Here is a 23,123-nt window from a genome sequence, read left to right on the forward strand (position 1 = left end):
GATCCGTGCGGACGCTGCTGAGGGGTGTTTCGAGGTATGCGGCCTGCGGAATGTCGTTGTACCCGACGAGCGCGACGTCCTCGCCGACCCGCAGACCGCGGTCGGCGAGCGCCCGGCCTGCTCCAATCGCAGCGTGGTCGTTCGCGCAAAACAGGGCAGTGGGGGGTTCCTGGTGCTCCGCGAGAAGCTCCGTGACGTAGCGATGCCCGTCGTTGACACCGAATCCCCCGAGACTGGAAACGGACACGACGGTGATCTGCGGGTGTTGCGCTATCACTTCGGCAAATCCGGCCACTCGATCGAGCGACGTACTCGCTGCGGCCGGCCCGGGGACCACTGCCACCCGTTCGTGTCCCATGGCGACGAAATGCTCAGCCACGAGCGAACCGCCACGGCGATCATCGGCAGTCACCGAAACCGCGCAATCCGACCGGCGCATGGCAAAAACGAACGGCACAGATTCCGATTCGAGTTGAGAGGGAATTGCACGCCCCACCTCCGTGTCGCACAGTACGAAACCGTCCACCTTCCGGCTGAGGAGATGATCGATCGCGGCGGAGCGCACATCGGGGTCGCCGTGTGTCGCGATGACGGCCGAAAGGTAGCCCAATTCTCGGGACGCTTCCTCGATGGCTGTTGCGAGTATGGCCATGACGATGTCGCTGAGGACGGGGACGACCACGCCGAGCACGCGCGAGCGCCCTCCGCGCAGACTGGACGCAACAGGATCGAGAACATAGCCCGCGTCGAAAGCCAGCGTCTGGATGCGTTCGATCGTGGACGCGGCCACGCGTCGGCTGTCACCTCGCAATGCGCGTGACACAGTGGACACGTCGACACCGGCCAGCGCTGCCAACTGCTTCATATTCATCGCGGTCAAGTCGTCCCCCCCTTTTCGAGTTAGTTGCGGTCGTGAGGCAAAGGATAGGAACCCGGCGTCGGGCTGTTAGAGCCACCAGTCCAGTGGTGCGCACAGCAATCTACGCCAAACGATTGTCATCTGCGTCATACTCTCGCTTGATTTTGAAACCGTGCTCTCCCGAGATCTCGCCCCTTGCGTTCACTCGACGCGGTCGATTATCGTCACACCAAACGTTTGGCAAGGCCTAGGTCACATGAGGGCTGCAGACGAACGAGAGCGGTACGGGTGTCCACCTGCCGCGGACCTCGACGTCGTCAGCCGATCGCGACCGGGCAGCCGGAGAGTCGGAACGGTGAAGCAACACGCCGTCGTGACAGCCTCAGCGCCATGGGGGTCCGGGTAATCAGGCCGGCCAGACCAGACGTACCGTCACACCAGGCCCCGCGCACCGGCCACATCCAGCCACGAAACCCGAAGAGACATATCGACATGGGTATACGGCAAGCGCGCGAGTCCACCCAGAACAGGAGCGTCACATGTCCGAGATCGCGGGCACCGCGTACCCATCCACATCACCGTCCCCGCCTAACGGCGATGCTTCGCTCGACAATGAAAGACTGAGTCTGTTCCAGATCCGGCTTGCCGCGTGCGCGGGCGGTTCGGGGTTCATCGACGGTTACGTCCTGTCGATTTTCGGTGTTGCGCTGATCCAGATCGGGCCGGAGTTCGCTCTCTCGTCCGCCGCCAAGGGCGCCATCGCCGCGACGATTCTCATCGGTGTCTTCTTCGGAGGCATCGTCGGTGGCTACCTATCGGACAAGTTCGGCCGGCAGCGGATCTACAAATGGGATCTCTTCGCCATCGCCGTACTCTCCATTGCGTCGTTCTGGATCGATGGGCCACTCGCTCTGCTCATCATGCGGCTGCTCATCGGTTTCGCCGTCGGAGTCGACTATCCCATTGGTTCGGCCCTACTCACCGAGTTCAGTCCGAAGCGATTCCGTGGGCCGCTCTTGGGAGTGCTCATCTCGCTGTTCTTCCTGGGCGGTGCCGTTGCCTATGGCGTCGGCCAGGTGCTGTTGTCCACGGTCGGGGACGACGCCTGGCGATGGATGCTGGTCAGCGCTGCCGTCCCCGCGCTGCTCATCGGGGTGCTGCGCGTCGGAACCCCCGAATCTCCGTACTGGCTCACCCGAAACGGGCGCATCGAAGAGGCGAACACCGTTATGGAGCGCGTGTTCGGTCCCGGGGTTACGGTCGACGAGGTCCCCGCTGAAGGGGAGCGGACCGTCGGGCTCCGCGGAATCATCCGCTCCGGCTATCTCGGGCGCCTCGCCTTCGTGATCGCCAGCTGGACCAGCGCGATAATCCCCGTGTACGCGATCTTCTCGTTCGGCCCTCAACTCATCGGCGCGCTGCATCTCGAAGGTAATGCTGCTACCTACGGGTCCGCCGTCATCGAGCTGTTCTTCGCTGTTGGCTGCTTGCTCGCACTCGGGATCGTCAACAAGGTTGGCCGTAGAACCCTGACCATCCGGAGTTTTGCCCTCAAGTCCGTTCCGTTGCTGCTGCTTGCCGTGTTCTCCGATGCGCCGGCCATCTGGATCGCCGTATTCTTCATCGCGTTCGCCCTCTTCAGCGGAGGTCTGGAGGTGATGAACTTCGTGTACCCCAACGAGCTGTTCCCCACCGACCTTCGCAGTTCTGCCATGGGGCTGGTCACCGCGTTCACGCGATTTGGTGCGGCCGCAGGAACTTTTCTCGTACCGGTTGTACTCGAGCAGTACGGCATCTCCGCCACCATGTACGCCGCCTGCGCCATCACGTTGGTCGGTCTGCTCGTATCCATCGTGTGGGCTCCCGAGACCCAGGGGATGAAGCTCAGCGAGTCGTCCAGTCTCCACCACTGAGATATGTTACCTGCAGTGTTCCTGCCAGGTCCGACTGCACGGATCGGGTTGGACGACGAAAGTGCGGGTGGGGGAGTGGCTCTCGTACTTCAATCGACGTCGCCTCACTCCGCCCTCGGACACCTCACCCCAGAGGAGTTCGATCAACGACTGATCGCGTCGTCTGCGCTGTCAGTCGCCGCATGAAATCGGGTGTCCACTCCCGGGGGACGACCTCAGACCTGGCTGCCGTCGCCGCGGCCCTCGCCAAGGTGCCGGAGCTCGACCCGGCCAAGGTCGACGACCTCGACCTCGACGAGGACAAGATCAACATCTCCGGCGGGGCGATCGCGCTCGGTGACCCGTTCGGCATGACCGGTGCCCGCATCACCAACGCCCTGCTGAACAACCTACTTGAGCAGGACAAGGCCTTCGGCGTCGAGACCATGTGCGTCGGCGGCAGCCAGGGCATGGCGATGATGCGCGAACGCCTCAGCTGACTAACAGTCACTGCAAGACAATAGGATTCGCTATGAAGATCGAGTATGACACGGGCTTCCACGAGGTGGCCGACGGCGTCTGGATGGCTCGCTACGCGTGGCACGACGTCAACGTCACACTGGTGGAGGGCGGCGGCGGTGTTCTCCTCGTCGACACTCATTCCTCGGCCGAGGCGGCACGCGCGGTGCTGGCGGACGTTCGGCGACTCGGCCGCGGCGACGTCCTCGCAATCGTGAACACTCACGAGCACTTCGACCACGTCTTTGGAAACGCAACCGCGAAAGCCGTGTGCGGCGACAACATCCCGATCTACGCAACTCGTCGTGCGGCCGAGCGCACTCCTGTGTCCGCGGAGTTGTTCAAAGACCGGTACCGGCGGGAGCATGCGGCGGACCCGACCAAGGATCCGCGGACGTCCGAGATCCTCGGAACGCCCGTCCTTCCCGCCGACCACCTTTTCGACGATCGGATGACCGTCGACATCGGTGGTCGCCGGGTCGAGCTTGTTCATCCAGGGCGCGGCCACACGGCCGGGGACCTCGTGGTGTGGGTGCCTGATGCCAACGTCATGCAGTTCGGTGATTTGCTGGAAGCGACAGGCCCACCGGTCTACATCGATGACTGCTATCCGCTGGAGTGGGCGAGCGCCCTCGATTCTGCACTCGCACTCTTGGATGCGCGGTCGGTTGTGCTTGCGGGACACGGGCAACCCGCCGATCTGACCTGGGCGCGAGGTCAGCAACTGGAGATCGCCAGCGCTGCTGACTCGATCCGCCGGCTGGTCGACGAGGGTGCGCCGATGGCCCTCGCCCGCGAAGCAGCATCGTGGCCGTGGCCACTGGACTGGAGATTCTCGGGAGCGCTGCAGGCAGGCTACGCCCAGCTTGGTGTGCGGGCGTCGTCAGCCGGCGGCAGGAGCTGAGTCTGGCGCGAGCCTTGCGCACCCCGTATCCATCGCATACGTTGGGCAAGCATGCCAAACGATTGGCGTTAGCAGTCGATCTGCTTCCGTTCGCACTGGTCAGCGCCCTCGTCAGTCACCTGCAACAAACCTTCCGACGACAGAATGGTGATCAAACCCATGGTGCATACCGGCACGGCCTACCCGTTCATTGACGGCAAGAATTACGTCCCGACCTCAGAGGACGTCGACCGCATCGTCGATCCCTCGACAACCGAGGAGTTCGCAGTCGTCCCGCGCTGCTCGCCCTCGGATGTGGATCATGCCGTGCGAAGCGCCGATCGCGCGTTCGGGACATGGCGACGTGTGTCGCCGAGTCAGCGTTCCACCGCGCTGCTGAGGATCGCCCAAGCGGTGGAAACCAGGGCCGAGGAGTTCGCGCAGCTCGAGTCCCGTAATGCAGGTAAGCCGATCACCGCAGCACGCGGAGAGATCGAGACCGTCGTTGATCATCTCCGCTTCTTCGCGGGGGCGGCGCGAACCCTCAGCGGCGCGACCGCGGGGGAGTACCTCGCTGGCACGACCTCCTACCTACGTCGTGATCCGCTCGGCGTCGTCGGCCAGGTCACCCCGTGGAACTACCCGCTGATGATGGCGGTGTGGAAGTGCGGCCCCGCGCTGGCCGCGGGTAACACTGTCGTGCTCAAGCCGGCGGAGTCCACCCCTCTGACCACCCTGCTTCTGGCCGAGGTGGCCGCGGAGTTCCTCCCAGCCGGAGTTCTGAACGTCGTCACCGGCGCAGCCGACTGCGGTGAGGCGATCGTCGGGCACCCGCTGGTGAAGATGGTGTCGATCACGGGATCGACGGCGGCAGGTCGTCGTGTTGCCGAGCTCAGCGCGCGGGGCCTCAAGCACTCCCATCTGGAGCTTGGCGGGAAAGCACCTGTCGTCGTGTTCGATGACGTCGATCCCGCGGCGGCCGCCCAATTCATCGCTCTCGCGTCTTTCTGGAATGCGGGGCAAGACTGCACCGCGGCTGCGCGAATGATCGTCCACGAGTCGATTTTCGACAGCTTCCTCCACGAACTCCGTGCCGCCGCGTCAAGCATGACAATGGGTCTCACCAGTGACGCCGCAACCCGATTGGGCCCCGTCAACAATGTTCGGCAACACGAACGCGTGCTTGGCTTTCTCGACCGTTGCCCGGACCACGTCGACGTGCTGCGGGGTGACGCTGCGAGGGCGCTGCCCGGTTACTACGTGGATCCGACCATCTTGGTCGGAGTCCAACAGGACGACGAGGTCGTGCAGAACGAGATCTTCGGACCAGTGGTCACGGCGCAGTCCTTCAAGACCGCGGAGGAGGCGTTGCAGCTCGCGAACGGCACCCCATATGCCCTGGCCTCATCGGTGTGGACCCGCGACATCGACCGAGCACTCCGCTTCACTCGCGAGCTGGAATTCGGCTGCGTCTGGGTCAATCACCACCTCAGCGTGACTCCCGAGTTCCCGCACGGTGGAGGGAAGGCCTCCGGCGGCGGCAAAGACCTGTCGACGTCGATCGTCCACGAGTACACAGAGGCGCGGCACGTGATGTTCGGGTCGCTGCCCGAGTAAGACGCGTCCCGGCCACCAAACCCTCTCAAGGAGATCTGCATCAATGTCTCTCACCACTGCCCTTTCCCGCCAAGTGCTCGAGCGCGGCGTCCTCCTCGGTGGCGAGGAGATCTCCACCTCGAGTCGGGCGCATGTCACAAACCCGTACGACGGCGAAGCAGTCGGGAGTGTCGGCCAAGCGACCGCCGCGCAGGCCACCGCGGCGGTCGGCTTAGCCCATGCCGCGCTCGACGCTCCAATCCCCGCACACGAGCGGGCCACAGTTCTCGACCGGGTGGCCGAGGAGTTGCTGCGCCGGCGTGAGGAGCTGGCACTGCTGATCTCGTCCGAAGTGGGTAAGCCGATCGCCCTGGCACGATCCGAGGTTGTCCGGGCAGCAAGCACGTACCGGGTGTCGGCCGCTGTTGCGCGAACACGCACTGGAAATATGGTCGCAATGGACGCCACGGCTGCGGGGGCGAACAAGTTGGCCTACACCGTAAACCGCCCGATTGGGGTCGTCACCGCAATCACGCCGTTCAACTTCCCACTCAATCTGGTTGCTCACAAGCTGGCTCCGGCGTTGGCTGCAGGATGCCCGGTCGTATTGAAGCCTGCCCCGCAGTCCCCGCTCACCGCGTTCGTGCTCGCCGACATCTGTACTGCCGCAGGTCTCCCGGCTGGGTACCTCTCGGTGGTTCCAGGGGAGCCGGCAGAGATCAGCGCCTCGATCGTCCAGGATCCGCGAGTCGCGGCGATCAGCTTCACCGGGTCGACCGAGGTCGGCTGGCACATCGCGGCAAGCGCCCCCCGCAAGAAGGTCCTCCTCGAGTTGGGAAACGCGAGTCCGGCCATCATCGAGCCCGACGCCGACCTCGAACGAGCAGCGAATCTCCTCGCTCCGAACGCGTTCGTCTTCGCCGGGCAGACCTGCGTCTCGGTCCAGCGGATCTACGTCGATCGCGCCGTACACGGCGAGTTCCTCGACCTGCTCGTCGCACGAACCGGTGAAATCGTCTCCGGCGACCCACGGGACGAGCAGGTCGTGTGCGGCCCACTGATCGACAACCGGGTGGCCGAACGCGCCCTTGCAGCAATACGTTCCGCAACCGAGCAAGGAGCGGAAGTCGTTTCCGGCGGCGAACGCCGATCCGACGGGGTTGTACCCCCGACCGTGGTGAACAACGCTGCGCAGTCCAGCGATCTCATTCAGAAGGAAGCCTTCGCCCCGGTGGTCAGTGTCGTCGGAGTAGAGAGTTTCGACCAAGCGATCGACATGGCGAACGACTCACAGTACGGCCTGCAGGCCGCCGTCTTCACCCAGAACCTCGACAAGGCCCTGGCGGCCACCGACAGACTCGATTTCGGCGCGGTTCTGGTGAACGAGGCACCGTCGTTCCGCGCCGACAACATGCCCTACGGAGGACTCCGGAACTCCGGAAACACCAAGGAGGGGCCCGAGTCGACCGCCTCCGCACTCACCGTGGAGCGACTCTGTGTCTTCTCCCGATGACTGCGGACGCGGACCGGACAAGATGATCTCCTCGGTGACGCACCCCGCACCCGCCGCGGTTGTCGAGGCAGTGATGGCGCTACGGCGTCAGGGAGTCGAGGTCGACGACAGTGCACTGACCAAATCGCTGTACTCCTCGGATGCCTCGGTTTACCGGGTACCACCGAGCGCTGTGGTGTTCCCGCGGGCCATCGACGAAATCGACGCCATCATGTCGGTCTCCACCGCACACGGCATCCCGATTACCAGCCGCGGCGCCGGCACATCGATCGCAGGCAACGCCATCGGCACCGGACTCGTGGTTGATCACAGGAGACACCTCAACGGCGTGCTTGGCGTGGACTTCGAGAGCAACCGGGCTCGAGTACAGGCGGGCGCCGCACACGCGACGCTGCAGCGAGCCGCAGCCCCGTACGGTCTGCGTTTCGGTCCAGATCCGTCCTCCCACTCTCGATGCACGATCGGCGGAATGATCGGAAACAACGCATGCGGTTCGCGGGCTCTGGGGTACGGACGCACCAGCGACAACGTGTACGGCCTGCATGTGGTGACCGGTACGGGTGAGCACCTCCGCCTCGGAAGCCTCGCAGACGGATCCAGCGACGGGTCATCTGTTCTGCGGGGATTGCAAACCACCACGATGAACTCGCTAGCCACCATCCGCACCGAGTTCGGCCGGTTCGGGCGGCAAGTCTCGGGCTACGCGCTTGAAAACCTGCTTCCTGAGAACGGCTTCGACGTCACGAAAATGTTGGTGGGCAGCGAAGGAACGCTGGCAACGGTAGTGGAGGCCGATATCCGTCTCGTTGCCGACGCTGCGCACAAAGTCATGGTCGTGCTTGGATTCCCCGACATGATCGCCGCTGCCGCCGCGGTCCCGGCGATCCTTCCATTTTCTCCGGTTGCCTGCGAAGGCCTCGACCGTCGCATCACGAACGCAGTCGCGGACAGGTCGGCTGCAGTACGCGACCTTCCAGAGGGCGCCGGATGGCTGTTCGTCGAAGTGGTCGGCGAAGAGAAGTCTGCCCTCGCCGCTGTGGCCGACGCTGTGGCCGACGCCAGCCGGGCCTTGGACCATCGGGTCGTGACCTCGTCGGCGCAAATGGCTGCCCTGTGGAAGATCCGTGAAGACGGGTCTGGTCTGGTCGCACGTACGTCCACAGGCCGCCCCGCCCACGCAGGATGGGAAGACGCGGCAGTGCCTCCGCAGCACCTCGCGGATTATCTGACTCGTTTCGAAGAGTTGCTCACCGGCCACGGGTTCACGGGTGTCCCATACGGTCACTTCGGGGACGGGTGTGTACACGTACGCATCGACTTCGACCTCGACGACAGTGGGGGTCGCCGGCGCTATCGGGACTTCCTCGACGATGCAGCGACACTCGTGGCCAAATACGGGGGATCAATGTCGGGTGAACATGGTGACGGTCGAGCGCGCGGCGAGCTGCTCGCGCACATGTACTCGGCTGCAGCCATCGACGTCTTCCGGAAGGTCAAGGCGCACTTTGATCCCGAGAACCTGCTCAATCCCGGAATCGTTGTCGATCCCGTTCCGGTGGAGGCCGATATCCGCTACACGACGCCACTGCCCCTGGCGCGCTCCGCGGCGTTCAGCTATCCGGACGACTCGGCCGGTCTCTTCGATGCCGTGCACCGCTGCACGGGCGTCGGACGATGTGTCGCAGCGAACCCGGCACCTGACAGCGTCATCTGCCCATCCTTCCAGGCCACGAGGAACGAGAAGGACTCCACTCGCGGGCGGGCACGGGTGCTCCAAGACGCGGTGTCGGGAAAGCTCGGTCCGAACGGTTTGCAGTCTCCGGAAGTAGGCGATGTGCTGGACCTGTGTTTGGGCTGTAAGGGGTGCAAGTCGGACTGCCCGACCGGTGTCGACATGGCCAAGTACAAAGCCGAGGTGCTCAACGCTCGGTATGCCGGGCGGCTGCGCCCGCGTTCGCACTACTCGCTCGGCTGGCTGCCGTTGTGGTTGCGTCTCGCGCRTCGCCTCCCAGCACTGTTCAACGGCCTCAGCAGCGTAGAGCCTCTGCACCGGCCGCTGATGTGGTTCGCGGGTATCGACGCACGACGCTCCATCCCTCAGTTGGCCGCGTCCACCGACAGGGCCGCGTTCAAGGCTGCGGTGAAGACTGGACCACCGGGTGTCGGAAAGTACACGCCAGGTCGAGAGGTCGTTCTCTTCGTCGACACCTTCAGCTCGAGCTTCAATCCGCGGGTGGTAACAGCCACCATCGACCTTCTGAACGACGCGGGATACGCGGTCCATCTGCCCGCAAGCGAGGTGTGCTGCGGACTGACGTGGACTTCGACCGGCCAACTCGACGGAGCGCGGCGGCGGCTGCGGCGCACGGTTGACGTGTTGTATCCCTATGTACAGCGTGGCGCCACCGTGCTGGGAATCGAACCGTCCTGTACCGCCGCGCTGAGATCTGATCTGGTCGAGCTCGTCGACACCTCGGACGCGGCACAGGTGTCCTCGGCAGTGCGTACCTTGGCCGAACTACTCTCTGCGGACGCCGATTACACCCCGCCAGACCTCTCAGGCCTGGAGATCACCGCGCAGCCCCACTGTCATCACCATGCCGTGATCGGCTGGGACGCCGACCGTGCACTTCTGGAGCGAGCCGGCGCCAAGGTAACGACGGTCGGTGGTTGCTGTGGCCTGGCCGGAAACTTCGGTGCCGAACGTGACCACTACGAGGTGTCCGTAGCGGTAGCCGAGACGCAGCTCCTCCCGGCGCTGCGCACCCTCCCCCCTCAGGCCGTTGTCCTTGCCGATGGATTCTCCTGCCGCACCCAGATCGACAACCTCCACCCCGCCACCGAGGTGCTCCACCTTGCCGAGCTCCTCGCCGGCCGCTGACCTTCACTAAGGTCAGAGACAAACTCTGCCCGCCCACCGAGCCGGTGGGCGGGCAGAGTCAAGTAGTTACTCGAGCTCTGCAGATCAGTAGCAGACGACCGAGCGGAGGCCGCGTCCGACCTTCATCTCCTCGAACGCATGCGGCACGTCGCCGAGCTCGATCCGACGTCCCACCAGCTTGTCCAGGGGAAGCCGACCCGACATGTACAGTTCCGCCAGCATCGGGAAGGTAAGCGACGGGGTGGAACCGCCGTAGCTGCATCCCACGACCGACTTGCCGTTGAGGGTCACGTCGAGCAGGTTCAAAGGCAGGGCCGTACCGCCCGATGGCATGCCCACCAGAACTGCGGTTCCTGCGGCACATGTCATCGACACGCACTGCTCGGCGGTGTCCACCCGCCCCGCTGCCTCGAAGGCGTACTCGACGCCGCCGTCGGTCAACTCCCTAATCTGCTCCACGACCGTTCCGTCGGCGGCATTTATGACGTGCGTTGCACCGACCGCCTTGGCTGCTGCCAACTTCTCGTCGGACATGTCGACTGCAATGATCGGGTTGGCGCCGGCAAGTGCAAGGCCCATCACCACCGATAGTCCGACACCTCCACATCCGACAACCGCGGCGGAACTCCCCGCCGGCACTTTGCCTGTATTGAGCACCGCCCCGATTCCGGTGGTTGCAGCACACCCGATGAGTGCGGCGATCTCGAACGGAAGCTCGGCGGGGATCGTAATGGCGCCGGACTCCGGCACCACCGCGTACTCGGCAAAGCTGCCGACGTTGAGGAAGGCGTGAATGCTGGCACCTGCTCGGCGGATGCGGGTGGTCCCGTCCGCCATAACCGCGTCGTTGGCGGTAGTGTCGCGGCACGCCCACTGCCGACCGCTGACGCAGTACTTGCACTTGAGGCAGGGAGCGAACCAGGACAGTGCGACGTGCTCCCCGACTCGGTCTGGGGATACTCCGGGGCCGACCGATTCAATAATTCCGGCCCCCTCATGGCCGAGAACCGTCGGAACCTTTGAGCCCCAGTCTCCGTTGGCGACGTGCAGGTCGGAGTGACACACGCCGCTGGCCTTCAGCCGCACGCGGATCTCGCCCGGGCCCGGCGCCTGGATGTCCACGACGTCTAGTTCGAGGTTCCCTTGGGCAGTGAACACGAGCGCGTTGGCCGTAATCGAGTTCATGATTGTCCTTCGTCGAGATGGCAGTCGAGGATGACAGGGCGGGCTCCAGAGGGGATTCGGGAAACGATGGCCAACCCTTGCCAATCGTTTGGAACGATACCTGAAGGCCRCGCTGCAGTCGATGGTTGAGCATCGGATTGCGTAGCGAATCAACAGCCTTGGATCTTGGGATGTCACACGCGGCTGCAGCTGCGGCAGCGCGCAAATTTCGCGCGGCGTTCGGCTCCAGGTGTCGGTTGTTGCGGACATATCTAAGGACGAAAGTGACGCGCCGGCGAGACTGAGGGCGGGGGAGCATCTGTTGCAGAACTGTTTCATTAGCTCAGCTTCAATTGCGTCCACGTAAACACTCACTCTCGGACTTGTGTGCGACACACATCACAGCTATGGTCGATACCAATCGATTGGCAAAGCGATCAGTGATGAGGATGAAAGCCGCCACACCAGGACAGGCGAGAGTCCGACCAAATTGCACTGCGATGTGAGCATCCCCCAGTAACCGCGGACGCGACGGTCACCCCACCGGCGGGCCGTCCCGCAGCGTCGACAGGAGAAGAAACATGAAGAAGCCTATCTCTGCAGCAGCGTTCGCCGGGAGCGTTGCTCTACTCACCGCGTGTGGCGCGTCGCCTGGAGCGGAAGATGCGATGACATTTGTGTCGTGGGGGGGCGACGGTCAGGCGCTTCAGGAGCAGTACTGGACCGATCCGTTCGCGGAGCAGAACGGCATCACGGTGGTTCAGGACTCGCCGACCGATTACGCCAAGCTTCAGGCAATGGTGCAGTCGGGCAACGTTTCCTGGGACGTCGTACAGGTGGCTACCGACGTCGCTGTCGCCAAATGTGGTGAACTGCTCGAACCGATTGACCGGACCGTTGTCGACATGTCACAGATCGATCCGGATCTGATCTTCAGCGACTGCGGGCTGCCGGTGCTGCAGCAATCGTTCGTGATGGTCTACAACGAGGACCTATTCGGCAACAATCCACCCACCTCGATTGCGGACTTCTTCGACACCGCGAAGTACCCGGGTAAGCGGGGGATGTGGGATTATGCAGTGCCAGGACAGCTAGAGCTTGCTCTCATGGCAGACGGTGTCGCGCCCGAGAATCTCTACCCACTCGACTACGAGCGCGCGATGGCGAAGTTGGCCACATTGCGGAACGACGTCTCGTGGTACGGGACGACTGCCCAGTCGACCGAGCAGCTCAACTCGGGCGGGGTTGCGATGGCGTTGGTATATAGCGGCCGGGCGCATACCGCCGCGAAGGACGGCGCACCGTACGCGCCCGTGTGGAACACCGCGATGCGAGCAACGGATCAGCTCACCATCCCAAAGGGGGCTCCCAACAAGGAGGCGGCACAGAAGTTCCTCTCCTACATCGCGACGCCCGCGCCACAGGAGCAGTTGGCGGAAGCAGTTCCGTACGCACCGACCGTCGAAGGCTCCAGTGTCGAACTGGACGAGCTCGGCAGGAAGTTCTCTGCGACAGAGTCCGGCCATCTGGATGACACGCACATCGTAGACATGAAGTGGTGGAGCGAGAATAACGACCGAGTTGACCAGGCATGGCTTACCTGGCAGGCGGGCTGACGCCATGACACTTACAGCTGACGTCGACGGTCGCCACTCCAGCGACGCTCGACCCAACGGCGAAGGGGAATCGTCGTCGCGACCCAAGCACCGCAGGAGGCTGCCATCGGACTGGCTCTGGCTGGCGCTACCGGCGTTGGCGATGATCACGGTGCTCTTCGCCTGGCCGACGTTCGAGGCGCTGCGGCGGGGCTTCACGGATTTCCAGGCTCCCCAGGTCGGCGGATTCGACAACTTCACGTGGTTTCTCGGCGAATCAGTGAACGTCACCATTCTTGTCCGAACTTTGGTCACAGGTGTGGCGATCACGATCGGATGCCTCCTGATCGCCTACCCCTACGCCTACCTCATCACCGTCGCGAAGCCGATGTGGCGAACGGTTCTCCTCGGTGTGGTTCTGGTGCAGTTCTGTTCGTCGCCCGTGGCATTGACGTTCGCCTGGGTGATCCTGTTGCAGGACAATGGACCGGTGGACCAGCTCGGTCGTTCTCTGGGGCTGGAACAGCTGCAACTCTCGGGATCGGTACCCGGCGCGACCATCGCGATGATTCAGGCGATGCTTCCGTTCATGGTGCTGCCGCTGTATGCGACGATGAGCAGAATCGACATGAGTCTTGTGCGTGCCGCACACACCCTGGGCGCTCGTCCTGCCGTCGCATTCTTGAAGGTGTATTTTCCGCTCTCGATTCCGGGGGTTCTGGCGGGAAGCCTCTTGGTCTTCGTCATCTCGCTCGGCTTCTACGTCACCCCGGACCTACTGGGATCGCCCAACCAGGTACTTCTGTCACAGTTCCTCTATACACAAATCAGCACGCTGTTGTCCTGGGGTCGTGGCGGTGCCATAGCTGCAGTCATGATCGTGGCCACCGCGGTTCTGTTGCTCGCAGGAAGACGGTTCGTCGGGCCGGCAATCACGTCCCTGGGCACCGACTCGAGGGAGAGTTAATTCGTGTCGCGCATAGCTCCAAGCAGGTTTCTGCTGGCCGTCTGGGCAGCCATCGTGTTCGTATGGATTGTGGCGCCGATCGTCGTCGTGACGATCGTGAGCTTCACGAGCGCGGGAAGCTTTGTGTTCCCGCCTCCTGGATGGTCACTGCAGTGGTACGAGAACTTTTTCCAGAACGCCAAGTGGTACAACGCCTTTTTGAACTCCCTGCAAACAGCCACCATCGTCATGGTCCTGGCGACAGTCCTAGGCACTATAGCTGCGCTGGGGCTCCATCGGTCCAAGTCGCGGCGTCTGGTCGCAGGTATCCAGTCGATCATTCTCCTTCCCACCGTTGTTCCCGCTGTCGTCGCCGGCATCGGAATGTACTCGATGTTCCTCCAGTGGCGGATCTCCGGCACTGTCCTCGGTTTCGTTCTGGCTCACGTAGTGCTCGTGCTGCCGTTCGTGGTGATCAGCGTGACCTCTTCACTACAGAGTCTGGATCGAAGCCTCGAACAGGCTGCGGCCTCGTGCGGCGCACCGCCGGTGACGACTTTCATGCTGGTGACGCTCAGAATCATCCTGCCCGGTGTGGCGACKGGCGCTTTGCTGGCCTTCCTGGGGTCCTTCAACGAAACCCTCGTGTCGATCTTTCTCGCCTCGCCGCTTCAAACCACCCTTCCGGTCCAGATGTATTCGAGCGTCGCAAGGGACTCGGATCCGACAATCGCTGCAGCATCAGCGTTGGCGAGCGGCGTGACTGTGGCGCTGTTCCTTGCTGTCATCGCCGTACGTATCACAAGGAGTAAGAAGAATGCGGTCTGAAACGCACAGCGGGGCGGGCGTTGCCCTTGACCTCGTAGGCCTCAGCAAAAACTACGGCAAGAATGRCGTGGTCAAGTCGGTCGATCTGTCCATTAAGCCGGGCGAGTTTGTCACCCTGCTGGGCCCCAGTGGGTCCGGAAAGACGACGACGCTCAGCATGATCGCCGGTTTCACTCCAGCGACAGCGGGAGAGATCCTGCTCGGAGGAGAGTCGATCAGCTCTCGTCCGCCGCATCGTCGCAACATCGGCGTGGTTTTTCAGAACTATGCTCTATTCCCGCATATGACGGCATCGGAGAACATCGCCTTCCCACTCAAGCGGCGGAAGATGACTCGGGCACAGATCAAGGAGAAGGTCGGTCTGGCACTCGATCTCGTGCATCTCCGAGAGTTCGGTGATCGCTACCCGAAGCAGCTCTCTGGCGGTCAACAGCAGCGAGTCGCCCTAGCCAGGGCCGTGGTATTCGACCCTCCGATTCTCCTCATGGACGAACCGCTCGGCGCACTGGACAAGAAGCTGCGTGACTCCCTCCAAGGGGAGATCCGCCGCATTCACCGAGAGCTTGGCGTCACCATCATGCTCGTCACGCATGATCAGGAAGAGGCGCTGACGCTGTCGGATCGTATCGCGGTGTTCAACGAGGGCAGGATCGAGCAGTGCGACACGGGTGAAACCCTGTACCGTCGGCCGGCCAGCCGTTTCGTGGCGAACTTCCTCGGTGAGTCGAACATCTTCACCGGACCCGCTGAGGACATCGGCAATGAGGCTGTCGTCGCCATCGGCGACTCACGAGTTCGCGTCGAAAGAACGGATGCTCCGATCGGAGTGTCGGCGTCCTTCCTCCTGCGACCGGAGGTCTGCCGAGTCGGCGCTTCGAACTGCACGAATGCCTCCGACGGATGCTCGCTGCCGGGCGTGGTGGCGGATCTTGTCTACCTCGGCGCCACCCGCCGCTTGGAAATCGATGTTCCGGGGCACGGCCGGATCACGGTGCGAGAGCCTGCGGTGACCGGCGATCAGCTTCGCCGCGGCGACGACGTCACCATCTCGTGGGACTTCGGTGCTGCAACGCTTCTGCCGGATGCGCAGAGCAGCGCGGAGCGGGAACTGGCGACGCCCGCCCTCACCTGACCGTGATCGGGAGAGGGCTCTGCCCCTGATTGGGGTGTGGACCATGAACATACTGCACACTGGTGCACGAAAGGACTGAACGATGACTATTACCGCGTCTTCAGAAATTGCAATCAAGGATCTGCCGAACGTTGGTTTACCGCGTGATGCCTATGTCAGCCCGGACTGGTTCCAGCGGGAACTGGACACATTCTTCCTCAAGCGGTGGCACTATGTCGGGCACATATCGCAGCTTGCAAACCCGGGTGACTTCATCAAGTTCGACTTCGTCGACTACTCGGTGATCGTGACCAAAAATCGTTCCGGTGACCTGAACGCCCTTCACAATGTCTGTCGTCACCGGGGATCACGCCTCGTGGATGCGGAGGAAGGGAACTGCAAGCGTGCCATCGTGTGTCAGTACCATGCGTGGTCCTTCGATCATGACGGAAAGCTCATGTCCGCGCCTCGCATGCATGCTGACTTCGACAAGTCCGCCTATCCGCTAAAGAGGGCAGCAGTGGACGTCTGGGCTGGTCTGGTGTTCGTCAATTTCAGTGAAAACCCGGAAACCACCGTCGCGGAGCATCTCGCCGCAGCAGATCTGAGCCAGTACAGGCTCGAGCACACTCGGGTGGCATGGGACGTGAAGAAGATTCTGAATTGCAACTGGAAAGTGCTGTGGGAGAATGGCTTAGAGTGCTATCACTGTGCTGTGAACCATCCTGAGGTCAGTAAGGTAGTTCGCGTCGAGCGCGACGGGCCGCTCGGGGACACGATCCCCGACGGGGACTTCGACTGGACCGATAACTACCCGCTCCTGGACGAGTCGTTGACGATCGACGGCAAGTTCGGTGTCAAGAAGATGCTCGGCGATCCCGACAGCCCGCCGACCCAAGCCTCGTACGTGTCTTGGCACACGGGTTCGCTGGAGATGGTCGTCCTGCCCGACTTTGTCAAAATTACGACCTACAAGCCACTTACCCCAACGACGACCGAGTCCCGCGTCATCGGCCTTGTGAACGCAGACGCAATCGAGGGCGTCGACTACGACCTCGCGCATCTGCGCGAAGTCGGCATTGTCACCCGTCAACAGGATGACGACCTGTGTGAGTTGATCCAGCGTGGTCTCAAGTCTCCCGCATACGAGCCTGGTCCTTACAACGATGTCTACGAGACCATCAACCGCAATTTCAAGCGGCTATACCTCGAGGCGATTGGGCGATAGTCGTGGCCGAGGCGTGCTCACGCACGCCTCGGCGCACGTCCGTGTCACGTTATGAGAGCGATGGTGAACTGGTGAGCGACAGCGGAGGTGTCACGGTGAAGCCTGCCCGTGCTGACCGCACGTCCGATATGGCGGTGCTGGTGAACGAGCGTCTAGATGTCGCGGACGACGTCATAGCCCTCACCCTTACGCCGGCGCCAGGTACCGACGGGTTGCCGGCGTGGGGGCCCGGCGCTCATATCGACGTCGTTATCAGCGATTCTGTGACTAGGCAGTATTCGTTGTGCGGTGACCCCCGCGATCGCGATAGGTATCGCATTGCGATTCTGCGGGTGGCGGATGGCCGCGGCGGATCGCAACTGCTTCACGATATTGCGGTTCCGGGGCGCGAGCTGATAGTCCGCGCACCGCGGAATCACTTTGAATTGGTTCCCGCGGAAAGCTATCTCTTCGTCGCCGGCGGGATCGGCATCACCCCGATTTTAGCGATGATCGCCAGCGTTGAGCGAACCGGATCAGACTGGAAGTTGCTGTACGGAGGTCGGACTCGGGCCTCGATGGCCTACAGGGACGAATTGGCGGCATACGGCGACCGGGTCGTCCTCCAGCCACAAGACGAGTTCGGACTGCTCGATCTCCACGGAGTTCTGTCGAACACGCCACGGGGTGCGGAGGTGTACGCATGCGGTCCCGAGCCGCTGTTGACGGCCCTTGAGGCGGCATGCTCGCATCAGGGAAGGGCAGCGCCCCATTCGGAGCGGTTCAGTCCCAAAGTCATCGAGAATGCCCTGGACATCCAATTTGAGGTTCGCCTTGAGCGCAGTGACCGCACCGTTATCGTGCCTGCGGGGCGTTCCGTACTGGAAGCTCTTGAGGCGGATGGATTGGCGCCAGCGTTCACGTGCCGCGAGGGGACGTGCGGAACCTGCGAAACCGTTGTTCTGGCGGGGCGCGTCGACCACCGTGACTCACTCCTGTCAAACGAGGAGAAGGAAGCGAACGACACCATGATGATCTGTGTCTCGCGTTGTCACGATACGCGGTTGGTGCTGGATCTCTAAGACTTGGAGTCCTGTGGCGTGCCGGGGTGTTCGATGATCGTCGTCGGGCACCCCGGTGCAGAGGGGCTACTCCCGTGTATGCGGACCGAGCGTCCATCGTCGGGGACGCACGTCGTGTACATCCGGCGAGTTTCGAGAATTGCCCAATTCCGCGCGCGAACTCATGTCACGGATGATTGAGTCTGCACTGTCCAGAACTCGTGTGCATCGACGTCGGCGGCGAGGAAAGTCTCCACCACGATGAAGTTATAGAAGACATGACTGGGCCCCATTCTCAATTCCAACGAATTCCTCGCCTGCGAGGTGTTCCATCGCTGACCGAGGAGCAGGCCCTTGTTGACGATTGGAGGCTCGAGTACAACAGTTACCGACCACAGGGATCGCTCGAGTTCCGATCACCCGAGGCGTACCCCGCTTGAGCACTTCGATCAACTGATTCGTGCTGCAGGACCGAAACGCCTGCGTCGCAAGGGCCTCTGAGGTGAACTCGTCGACGATATGGAGGAACCGCACCTGTCGGCCGTCGACCGTGGTATCGACCTGGAAGTCCAACGCCAACATCTGGTCCGGATCCGTGGCCCGCAACCGTTGATTGCGACCCTCGCCGATTCGGCGTTTCTAGCGAACTTTGACCGGACGTCTCAAGCCTTCCTCGGGCCACAATCTCTGTGTGCGCTTATGGTTCACGGCCAAGCCTTCTGCTCGACATAGGGCGCGGGCTCTGCGTCAGTCCCTTCCGGTAGCTCTCGTGAACGGGCCACCCATGTCTTCGCCCGAGGGTCGCGCGAGCTGTTGCGGGAACCTCTCCGGCGCCGCCGCGACTGGTGAAGCCACTATCAGACAACCGCCCAAGCGTTACCGTGTCGTCGTCGATCGCGAGTTCGGAGAACCGACGCAACAGTGGTACCAACTCGGGCAGTGTCGGTGCCAGGCGCTTGCCGGCGGGCATTCCCAGAAGAATACCAGCGCCGCAATGACCTTCGGTCCGTATTTTGCGGGCCGAGGTGCGCGTGCTGTGACGACGCGAGGGATCAACACCGTATGTAGTACCTATGCGAGCGTGGTCACGGTTCCAGCCGGTCGTGCGACACAGTTCGTCGAGGATGATTCCCTGGCGACCTTGTCGGCCCGCGTGTAGCGGGTCGCGATCGTCTTCGGCACAGCTTTGCGCTCGGCCCTCGACAGTCCCATCATCCGGCCCTACCGCCACCACCCGAACTCCCGACCGACACGCCGCTACGCGGGCATTATCAGGTGAGGCAACGAATGGACCTACGCGGGATTTCCGATGAGTCAACGCGGAGCCTTGCTGCGGGCGCCTTTGCGGCGGTAAAGTCGGCACCAATCGATTGGCAAGATGCGGCTGATGCCCCTCGGCCTTCCGGTTTTCCACGCTTCAGTCGTTCCTCGACATGCGCTCGACCGCCGTCGCCGGAATCGGCTCGACCGACACATCAATCGCGAGAGGATCGCCGAGTGAAATTCCCCAGTCTGCGGCGTATTAGACTGTGTCTCAGTGTGGTTGTCGTCCTCGCCAGTGTTGCCGTAGGGTGCACTGCGGAATCCTCCGAGGGCCCCCTCAAGACGCCTTCGTCTGGAGAAGGTTGGGAACTGGGCCCTGCGACGTACGGACAGGTCGTTTCCGACAACATTCCGGTGCGAATGGATGACGGTGTCGTCCTCGACGCGACCGTCAAATATCCAGCAGATGTGGCTACCGGAGAACGCGCTCCGGGAACTTTTCCCGTAATAGTGAATATTACGCCGTACGCTCCCGATACCGAGCCGTATGCGGTCGAACACGGCAAACTATTCACACAGCATGGATACATCTTTGCCAGTGTTTCGATCCGAGGTACCCAAGACTCGGGCGGTAGTTTTGGACTCTTTTCCGGGCGCGATGCTGCCGACGGTGTGGAGATCGTCGAGTGGGCGGCGCGAAAATTGGACGGCTCTAATGGCGCGGTGGGCGGCTACGGCTGTTCCTACCCTGGCATGGCACTGATTGCCACAGCCGGCATGGTTGGTAAGGGCTCGCCTCTAAAGGCCATCATCCCGGCGTGCACTGGATGGGACTACATTCGCGAGATGTCGCTCGTAGGAGGTATTCCGACAGGTGATTCGGTCCTTTATGATCAAATGGGCGAGTTCGTAGGGAACCAGCCTTCCGCCCGAGATGCTTTCGGTGTAGTGGCAAACGATTTGCGCACGGGTGGGCCGGCCGCCTACAACGAGTTCTGGCAAGAACGCCAGCCGATTGGCTATGCAACAAAGATCGTCGATAACGACATTCCGACGCTTTTGTGGACGGGCTGGAGTGATGTCGGGCGACGTGGAGCCTTGGAAATGTATGCGGCAATGCAGAATGCAGCTGTCCGCGTGGAGTCAACCAACGGTCCTGCTTTCTCTGACTCGGCATCGGGAAAGTACCAGCTGATCGTAGGCCCTTGGCACCACACTGAAGGTCTGGACCCTGCCGTCATGCTGAGATGGTACGACACTTGGCTCAAGGATGAGGCGACTGGCATCGACCGCACGGAGCAGCCTATGCATCTGTACGAGCAGGGAAGCGAACGCTGGATTAACGCGGCGTCCTACCCATTGGACTCCGATTATGACCCGTTCTACCTTGGCCCAGCCGCCACCTTGGCGAACGGCCTCGCGACCACCCCGGGGCGCGAAACGATTGCTTGGACGCCACCAACCGAATCTGATGGAGTTCTGAATTTTACGACAGCACCATTCACCAATGGCGTGACTTTAGCCGGTCCCTCAAGTGTCGAGGTCTTCGCCCGAACCAACACCACGAATCTCGCACTGATAGCGACTCTTTTGGACGTCGCGCCAGACGGCACTGAAATTCCGATCACTTTCGGTGTCGTTCTCGGCAGCCAGAGTGCTCTAGATTCCGATCACACGTGGCGCGACAGCAACGGGACACTCATTCGGCCCTACGCCACCCAGTCTCAGGATACGTACCTGACGCCGGGACAGCAGCAACTGTTCAGTATTCCGTTGCACCCGAATCTTTGGTCGGTCGAGCCTGGGCACGCTCTGCGCATCCGATTCACCACTCAACCCTCCGCCCAGGATTGCGACATCGACGGCGGTGTGGGAGTGCTACTCCCGTGCCGGCCGAATGATCCTCAGCGGGCTTCGCTCGCTGGTGGCATCTTCGACATCGAGTGGTCGGCGGATGACCCTTCTGCGGTTAACCTTCCTCTGCTCCCTTATCGATGTTTTGAGACATCAACTGCAAGAGCAACGTCAGGCAGTCACGGCGCAGTCATCCCGGTAGAGTGGTCCTCCTCTGAGAATCACTGCTAGGGCATGTCGGGGGGCGACCCCGACGACATCTCCCTCTTTCACCGATGACGTTCTCCCCGATGATGACGCTGTCTCCGTCGATGCTGGTGTCGGCGTCGCAGCCGAACGAGTTGACTCGGAGCCAGCCGCTAGCTGCACCCCGTGTAGCGGACTACTTGCGGCCTACGGTGCCTTGCGTAGGCGAGAGCCTGCTAAGGCTCGGGTCGTGAGAGGGCCGACCTGAGCAGTCAACAGGCCAGTGCCTCCAGGTAGGTCAGGAGGGCGGTGATCGCGATGGCCAGTCCGATCGCGATCGTTCCCGCTCGTTCATTGTTGTCGGCACCGTTCCCAGTCATCGGTGTCCTTCCGTCCGTACTTCGTCACCCCGGTTCGGCAACCGCGGTGCGGTGCGGGCGTGTCGTCGCGAGAAGGGTTTTGTCCGTGCACCTGTGGATGTGTCTCGGTGTCCCTGCCGTCACGCGTCGAGGTTGATGGTGATAGGGACATGCCGGCGTGCGTAGTCGGTGCACGCCGGCATCTCGGTGGGTCCTCTGTGGGGGTACGAGCACTCAACCGGGTCCGGTCACTGCCCGCCCACCCGTTAGGTGAGGTTCTGGGTGTAGAACTCGGTCAACTTGTCGAAGGGGATCATGTCGACCCGGTCGTAGAGGTCGACGTGACCGGCACCGGGCACGATCATCAGTTCCTTGCGGTCACCGGCGAGGCGGTAGGCCTCTTCGGTGAACTCGCGTGAGTGCGCGTTTTCGCCGGCGATGAACAGCATCGGGCGGGGCGAGATGGTCTCGATGTCGTTGAAGGGGTAGAAGTTCATGAACTTGACGTTGCTCGACAGCGTCGGCTGGGTGGTGGTGTCGGGGCTGTTGCCGCGCGCGGTGCGGTAGAAGTCGTAGAACTCGCGCTCGATCGGGCCGGACTGATCGGTCAGCTGTTCGGGTGTGCCGCCGGTGTATTCGGTGGGTCCGCCGGTGAATTCGATGTCTCGCTGGGCTGCGGCTTGCGCCAGGGCGGCGTTGCGCTGATCGAGGGTGACCGAGTGGCCCACCCCGTTGCGGGTGGCACMGCCCATGTCGTACATGCTGACCGTGGCGACGGCCTTGATGCGGGGGTCGATCTTCGCGGCGCTGATGACGAAGCTGCCGCTGCCGCAGATTCCGAGCGCGCCGATGCGTTCGGTGTCGACGAAGGACTGGGTGCGCAGGAAGTCCACGCCGGCGCTGAAGTCCTCGGTGTAGATGTCGGGGGCGACGGCGTTGCGGGGCTCGCCGGCGCTGTCACCCCAGAACGACAGGTCCAGCGAGAGCGTCACGAAACCCTGCTCGGCCATCTTGGTGGCGTAGAGGTTGGCGCTCTGCTCCTTGACCGCGCCCATCGGGTGCCCGACCACCATGGCGGCGTTCTTGGTGTTGCGGTCGAGGTTTTTGGGGACGAACAGGTTGCCGGAGACGTCCATCCGGTACTGGTTCTTGAATGTCACCTTCTCCATGGTGACCTGGTCGCTGGTGTAGAAGTTGTCGGCACCTTGGGACAGATCACCGGAGGCCAGGTTCGCGACCGGCGAGGCAGGATCTGCCGATGAGGTGGGCGAGTCGGCGGCCGAGCAGGCCGAGGCGGCCAGGACGGCGAGCGTGGCAATACCGGCGCCGGCCAGCTTCATTGAGCGGTGAGTGCCTCGCCGTGTGCGGGGGGTGTTCATCGTTGTTGTGCTCCTTGTGGTGTCGTG

General features: G+C 62.6%; 15 protein-coding genes and 2 pseudogenes. 14 read left to right on the forward strand and 3 right to left on the reverse strand.

What is annotated here, in order from left to right:
- Window positions 1-871, reverse strand: an 871-nt coding sequence (locus AC1DWT_RS34575; protein ID WP_477924116.1) for a LacI family DNA-binding transcriptional regulator, incomplete at its 3' end; no start/stop codon positions are given.
- 527 nt (window positions 872-1,398) lie between these two features.
- Between AC1DWT_RS34575 and AC1DWT_RS34580 the strand changes: the two genes are divergently transcribed.
- The 7 genes and pseudogenes from AC1DWT_RS34580 (at window position 1,399) to AC1DWT_RS34610 (ending at window position 10,143) form a co-directional block, all read left to right on the forward strand.
- Window positions 1,399-2,772, forward strand: a complete 1,374-nt coding sequence (locus AC1DWT_RS34580; protein WP_095870035.1) for an MFS transporter — start codon at window positions 1,399-1,401, stop codon at window positions 2,770-2,772.
- Window positions 2,773-2,806: 34 nt separating this feature from the next.
- A pseudogene (locus tag AC1DWT_RS34585) lies at window positions 2,807-2,958 on the forward strand (IS3-like element ISRhosp1 family transposase); the annotation flags it as partial.
- Between the two features lie 95 nt (window positions 2,959-3,053).
- Window positions 3,054-3,251, forward strand: a pseudogene (locus tag AC1DWT_RS34590) (acetyl-CoA C-acyltransferase); the annotation flags it as partial.
- 32 nt (window positions 3,252-3,283) lie between these two features.
- Window positions 3,284-4,174, forward strand: a complete 891-nt coding sequence (locus tag AC1DWT_RS34595; RefSeq protein ID WP_095870036.1) for an MBL fold metallo-hydrolase — start codon at window positions 3,284-3,286, stop codon at window positions 4,172-4,174.
- Between the two features lie 144 nt (window positions 4,175-4,318).
- Window positions 4,319-5,770, forward strand: coding sequence for an aminobutyraldehyde dehydrogenase (locus tag AC1DWT_RS34600; protein WP_283334545.1), 1,452 nt, complete (start codon window positions 4,319-4,321; stop codon window positions 5,768-5,770).
- Between the two features lie 43 nt (window positions 5,771-5,813).
- On the forward strand, window positions 5,814-7,262 hold the full coding sequence (locus tag AC1DWT_RS34605; RefSeq protein ID WP_095870038.1) for an aldehyde dehydrogenase family protein: 1,449 nt from the start codon (window positions 5,814-5,816) through the stop codon (window positions 7,260-7,262).
- 22 nt (window positions 7,263-7,284) lie between these two features.
- The gene (locus tag AC1DWT_RS34610; RefSeq protein ID WP_477924117.1) at window positions 7,285-10,143 is read left to right on the forward strand and encodes an FAD-binding and (Fe-S)-binding domain-containing protein; all 2,859 of its coding nucleotides are present in this window, start codon (window positions 7,285-7,287) and stop codon (window positions 10,141-10,143) included.
- An 84-nt stretch (window positions 10,144-10,227) separates the two neighbouring features.
- Here AC1DWT_RS34610 and AC1DWT_RS34615 read toward each other — a convergent pair whose 3' ends face one another.
- Window positions 10,228-11,328, reverse strand: coding sequence for a zinc-binding dehydrogenase (locus tag AC1DWT_RS34615; protein ID WP_095870039.1), 1,101 nt, complete (start codon window positions 11,326-11,328; stop codon window positions 10,228-10,230).
- 560 nt (window positions 11,329-11,888) lie between these two features.
- Between AC1DWT_RS34615 and AC1DWT_RS34620 the strand changes: the two genes are divergently transcribed.
- The 7 genes from AC1DWT_RS34620 to AC1DWT_RS34650 all read left to right on the forward strand — a co-directional run bounded on the left by AC1DWT_RS34620 (window position 11,889) and on the right by AC1DWT_RS34650 (window position 21,403).
- Window positions 11,889-12,923 carry an ABC transporter substrate-binding protein gene (locus tag AC1DWT_RS34620; RefSeq protein ID WP_095870040.1) on the forward strand — a complete coding sequence of 345 codons (1,035 nt, stop codon included), beginning with the start codon at window positions 11,889-11,891 and terminating at the stop codon, window positions 12,921-12,923.
- A gap of 4 nt (window positions 12,924-12,927) precedes the next feature.
- Window positions 12,928-13,869: an ABC transporter permease gene (locus tag AC1DWT_RS34625; RefSeq protein WP_095870041.1), complete on the forward strand. Its 942-nt coding sequence runs from the start codon at window positions 12,928-12,930 to the stop codon at window positions 13,867-13,869.
- Window positions 13,870-13,872: 3 nt separating this feature from the next.
- Window positions 13,873-14,676, forward strand: a complete 804-nt coding sequence (locus AC1DWT_RS34630) for an ABC transporter permease (protein ID WP_241031764.1) — start codon at window positions 13,873-13,875, stop codon at window positions 14,674-14,676.
- The gene (locus AC1DWT_RS34635) at window positions 14,666-15,808 is read left to right on the forward strand and encodes an ABC transporter ATP-binding protein (RefSeq protein ID WP_477924109.1); all 1,143 of its coding nucleotides are present in this window, start codon (window positions 14,666-14,668) and stop codon (window positions 15,806-15,808) included. The genes AC1DWT_RS34630 and AC1DWT_RS34635 overlap by 11 nt, the downstream gene beginning before the upstream one ends.
- An 82-nt stretch (window positions 15,809-15,890) precedes the next feature.
- Window positions 15,891-17,015, forward strand: coding sequence for an aromatic ring-hydroxylating oxygenase subunit alpha (locus AC1DWT_RS34640; protein ID WP_095870043.1), 1,125 nt, complete (start codon window positions 15,891-15,893; stop codon window positions 17,013-17,015).
- Between the two features lie 128 nt (window positions 17,016-17,143).
- Window positions 17,144-18,076, forward strand: coding sequence for a PDR/VanB family oxidoreductase (locus AC1DWT_RS34645; protein ID WP_095870044.1), 933 nt, complete (start codon window positions 17,144-17,146; stop codon window positions 18,074-18,076).
- Window positions 18,077-19,738: 1,662 nt separating this feature from the next.
- The gene (locus AC1DWT_RS34650; protein ID WP_164060177.1) at window positions 19,739-21,403 is read left to right on the forward strand and encodes a CocE/NonD family hydrolase; all 1,665 of its coding nucleotides are present in this window, start codon (window positions 19,739-19,741) and stop codon (window positions 21,401-21,403) included.
- Between the two features lie 580 nt (window positions 21,404-21,983).
- Here the strand turns inward: AC1DWT_RS34650 and AC1DWT_RS34655 are convergent.
- Complete coding sequence (locus AC1DWT_RS34655) at window positions 21,984-23,096, reverse strand: alpha/beta hydrolase (RefSeq protein WP_477924112.1); 1,113 nt, start codon at window positions 23,094-23,096, stop codon at window positions 21,984-21,986.
- Window positions 23,097-23,123: the final 27 nt, after the last annotated feature.

The organism is Rhodococcus sp. P4_B6 (assembly GCF_056402215.1).

What these genes read in the sequence shown, in the direction of transcription:
- AC1DWT_RS34640 (WP_095870043.1), top strand. Translation starts at nt 15,891, where the DNA reads ATGACTATTACCGCGTCTTCAGAAATTGCAATCAAGGATCTGCCGAAC.
- AC1DWT_RS34600 (WP_283334545.1), top strand. Translation starts at nt 4,319, where the DNA reads ATGGTGATCAAACCCATGGTGCATACCGGCACGGCCTACCCGTTCATT.
- AC1DWT_RS34605 (WP_095870038.1), top strand. Translation starts at nt 5,814, where the DNA reads ATGTCTCTCACCACTGCCCTTTCCCGCCAAGTGCTCGAGCGCGGCGTC.
- AC1DWT_RS34595 (WP_095870036.1), top strand. Translation starts at nt 3,284, where the DNA reads ATGAAGATCGAGTATGACACGGGCTTCCACGAGGTGGCCGACGGCGTC.
- AC1DWT_RS34650 (WP_164060177.1), top strand. Translation starts at nt 19,739, where the DNA reads ATGGATGACGGTGTCGTCCTCGACGCGACCGTCAAATATCCAGCAGAT.
- AC1DWT_RS34645 (WP_095870044.1), top strand. Translation starts at nt 17,144, where the DNA reads ATGGCGGTGCTGGTGAACGAGCGTCTAGATGTCGCGGACGACGTCATA.
- AC1DWT_RS34580 (WP_095870035.1), top strand. Translation starts at nt 1,399, where the DNA reads ATGTCCGAGATCGCGGGCACCGCGTACCCATCCACATCACCGTCCCCG.
- AC1DWT_RS34615 (WP_095870039.1), bottom strand. Translation starts at nt 11,328, where the DNA reads ATGAACTCGATTACGGCCAACGCGCTCGTGTTCACTGCCCAAGGGAAC.
- AC1DWT_RS34620 (WP_095870040.1), top strand. Translation starts at nt 11,889, where the DNA reads ATGAAGAAGCCTATCTCTGCAGCAGCGTTCGCCGGGAGCGTTGCTCTA.
- AC1DWT_RS34625 (WP_095870041.1), top strand. Translation starts at nt 12,928, where the DNA reads ATGACACTTACAGCTGACGTCGACGGTCGCCACTCCAGCGACGCTCGA.